Annotated in this window: 6 protein-coding genes and 1 pseudogene; all 7 read left to right on the top strand. The window is 37.8% G+C overall.

Going from position 1 to position 3526, the window contains the following annotated elements; translation table 11 throughout:
* Positions 1 to 520: pseudogene (locus D9597_RS22810) on the top strand (hypothetical protein); the annotation flags it as partial.
* 23 nt (positions 521 to 543) lie between these two features.
* On the top strand, positions 544 to 939 hold the full coding sequence (locus tag D9597_RS22805; protein ID WP_130224892.1) for a hypothetical protein: 396 nt from the start codon (positions 544 to 546) through the stop codon (positions 937 to 939).
* Positions 926 to 1525 carry a hypothetical protein gene (locus D9597_RS22800; protein WP_130224890.1) on the top strand — a complete coding sequence of 200 codons (600 nt, stop codon included), beginning with the start codon at positions 926 to 928 and terminating at the stop codon, positions 1523 to 1525. The genes D9597_RS22805 and D9597_RS22800 overlap by 14 nt, the downstream gene beginning before the upstream one ends.
* A gap of 230 nt (positions 1526 to 1755) precedes the next feature.
* Positions 1756 to 2199, top strand: a complete 444-nt coding sequence (locus D9597_RS22795; protein WP_130224888.1) for a hypothetical protein — start codon at positions 1756 to 1758, stop codon at positions 2197 to 2199.
* Between the two features lie 70 nt (positions 2200 to 2269).
* Positions 2270 to 2698: a hypothetical protein gene (locus D9597_RS22790; RefSeq protein WP_130224886.1), complete on the top strand. Its 429-nt coding sequence runs from the start codon at positions 2270 to 2272 to the stop codon at positions 2696 to 2698.
* 118 nt (positions 2699 to 2816) lie between these two features.
* A complete protein-coding gene (locus D9597_RS22785; protein ID WP_130224884.1) occupies positions 2817 to 3218 on the top strand; it encodes a lysozyme inhibitor LprI family protein in 402 nt (133 codons plus the stop codon).
* A 59-nt stretch (positions 3219 to 3277) separates the two neighbouring features.
* Positions 3278 to 3526, top strand: a 249-nt coding sequence (locus D9597_RS22780; protein WP_130224882.1) for a PAAR domain-containing protein, incomplete at its 3' end; no start/stop codon positions are given.

Here is a 3526-nt window from a genome sequence, read left to right as displayed (position 1 = left end):
CGAGGCTGCGACCGGTGATACGCGAACCAGTCATGCCCTGGTGAAGCATAATTACCAGCGCCTGCTGGATAAAATTGATAGTGGAAGCGACCGTTACTCTCCGATGGAGTACTGGAGAGCACTTCACAATCCCGACTATCGTGACGTTATTCAGAAAACAATCGTAAAACATCCCAGCGACTGGTACTTCAAAAAGGGCGATGCAATCTGGCAGCCTTTCCTGAATGCGCTGAAGAAAGATGCTCCGGAATGGAAGAAATACAGCGAAGATTTTCTTGATAAAATGGCATGGATGCAGGATGTTTCCACTGAGATATTAGGGCCTTCGTTGTGGCATATGCACCCAATTAAGTTTTTGGCAGCGTTAGAAGTTAAGAGTAGTACTGGATGGGCGCATAGTCCATTTGCTGATTTATTAGGGCATGTTGAATCTAAAAATGATTATACCGCATATAATAAAACTTATCCCCATCCCAACCCAACCCAACTCACAGTGAGACTCATTATAAAACAAACTTGACGTCGATGACTATAAGTCAAGTCATGAGTGCACAATTTCGATTTGATATGTTTGCTACAGGGCGTTTTCAAATCATTCCTAGTACATTAAGAAGTGCCGTGGAAGAATTGAAACTAGACGTTAACTCTCTTTATGATGAATCGATGCAGGATAAGATCTTTGAAGAGTATTTAATAAAGATCAAACGAAAACCCATCATTGAATATCTTGAAGGAGATGGAAGCGTAGAGGATGCTATTTACGCTTGGGCGCAGGAATTCGCCTCAGGCGGAGTCAGAAAAGGGAAAACGATTAGTAAAGGTAGAACGGCACATAACGAAGGTGTTTCATATTACTCTGGTGACGGCTTGAATCGAGCACATTTAATGCCGGATGAAATGGTTGAAATTCTTGAGGAATCTAAAAATGAGAACAGATAAAATAGTCCATTATTTGTCTTTACTATTTTTAGTATACTCTCACTTGTCTTATGCAACCCACCAACATAACGATGTTGTTGATGTTAGCAATGGGCCATTTACAAAAGAGTTAGTATTAAAAGGCTCCCAGAACGACTTCTCACCTTGGTGGAAAGAGAATGTCGAGGTAGAGTTAAGCAAGCCAGTCAACTTTGCGGGGAAGTACAGATTATTCGTATCCCCGGGAGGTCATGGTAAAGAGTGCACTCACGATTATTGGATTTGTGGTTGGGTAATTGATAAAACTACTGGTGAAGTTGTTTCGACATTACCAACGTCGCCAGAAGGTGGTAATTGTTATGCTGAGTCTGTTGATAATGGAACGTCAGACGGCCTTAAATTCAAAGTAATTGCCTATGCAGATCGCACATCATTGACCATTATAGGTCGTGCTGTTAACGCGCCATTGCGTGATGCAGACGGAGAATTTTTAGTTCCAGAGTGCAGATCGATTAAATATAATTTCGACGGAATGAATTACGCCATTATTAAAGAAGAAGATAATGGTTGTAATCTTCAAAAAGAAGTTGATGTTTATGGAAAATAATCAAGAATACTGTTAAGTAAAATGTTTGAATTTTAATGAGTCATTGTTTGGACGCTTCATTATGAAATTGGTGTTATGTAATAGAAAGCTACATCGCGTTTGGTAAACAGAAAATAGGAAAACTAAAAAAATGAAAGCCACATAACTGAAGGAAAACAAAGTTAGACGTATTTATTTGCTGCCTAAGCAGAAATAGTAAAATTTATTGAATATAATTATCCAGAGCACTTATGAAAAATTTATTTTTTCTGCTACTAACTCCAGTGTTTTGTAATGCAAACGTTTCTACTGTTTTCAAGTCTTCTTGCAGTGGTATTCAATACAGTATCGAATCATTTTGTAGTGTAAATAATCTTAATGGTGACCAGGATAAACTCGCCATACCAATTTGCAGCAAACAAATATTCATCCTTGGTAAGGAAAACCATGACCTATCAGAGTCTACAGGTTTTGTGGAACGTATTAACATTAAAGGCGAAAAAATAAAAATGATGAATTTCGTTTTCTACGGGGCCACATGTAAAAGTGATAGAATCATTTTATCCGGCGCAGGTGGCTGTAATTCATGTGGTGAAACGTTTAAGACATTTAACCTTTCAGGGAAAGAAATTAATGAGAAATCTACCATGCTAGATTTGGAACCTATGCAGAATATTATTCCCGATCTTTATTAGACTAATAATTGTCATGTTGGGAAAGGATTTAGTAAAGAATATTTATTGTATTCATAGGGAAATAATGAAAATGGAAATAAAACTCTCTTTGACAGCTTTAGTTTTAATGGCATCGACAACATATGCTCCATGTTCTCAAGGCAAAGATGTTGATATTCTGGTAACTGCAAGTAACCTCATGAAATCTGCTTTTGTCGATGGACAAACAGGTCGCGTGATTACTGACTTAAATTGCGACAGTAAAAATGATATCATCGAGTATACATTTGTTAGTTCAACGCCACCAAGAACCTGTGTTCAGGCAGATTGTATGTCTGATCTCGACCACTCTCCTACTTTAACTTTTCAAATAACAATGCATGATGGAGCATCAATTGATGCACCATATATGTGCAAATCCATTGGAATATCAAAAAAAATTCACAAAGGATTGAAAGATATCTTTTGTGGGCCTAAATATACTTTGCGCTGGAATGGGGATGAGTATTATTCAGAATAAACAATTAAAGCTAGGTATACGCCACTGAGTCCAGTGTGAATTTATTTAATAATAAAACACGGCGCTGTTGGTTGAATTTATTCATCTGTACTGTCACCAGAATCTTTATGAGAAAAATATGAAAGTTAAAAACAAAGCATTGGTTTTGCTTCTATTAATTCCTTGTTTTACAAATGCCACACTAACCGACTATGCTAAAATTGAAACAGATTGTCGTAAAGAAAATCAAGATATAAATAACTCTGTTGTAATGGGCTGTGCCGATATGGCTTCAGACGCAGCTAAGAAAGACATGAATATAGTTTATCAGAAAATATACAAAATCATTCAGACACGTGAAATCCCTGACATTACTCGTCAATTCGAGATGTCACAAAAAAACTGGATTACTTTACGTGAAAATTGGTGTGATGTTCAAGGGTTTATAATCGGTACACCGATGTATAGTGTCTGCCGTATGGACATGAATATTTCAAGAGTGAATGAGTTAAATGACTTGCTGGAACAGATTCAGGAGTAATTATTGTTACGGCTAGTTACTCTAATCTAATAATTATTAAACGATAGAGTTTTTTATTAATGCTTCAGATTATCCGTAAAGGCGATAAAACTACTCATGGCGGCTCGGTACAGACCGCTTCCGAAACGATGAAATTCGGTGGGATCGGTGTTGCCCGAAAAGGCGACAAAGTGTCATGCCCGGTTCTGGGACATGGCCTTACAATCATCGTAGAAGGCAACCCTGATTACCTTGATCATGGTATCCCGGTGGCATTTCACGGTCACAAATGCGCCTGTGGTTGCACATTGATCAGTTCATTTACCGCT

Origin of the sequence: Escherichia sp. E13S3, assembly GCF_004212325.1 — a bacterium.
Lineage (GTDB): Bacteria > Pseudomonadota > Gammaproteobacteria > Enterobacterales > Enterobacteriaceae > Escherichia.
The sequence above is the reverse complement of the archived record's forward strand: the minus strand, read 5'-3'. Positions and strand labels throughout refer to the sequence as shown.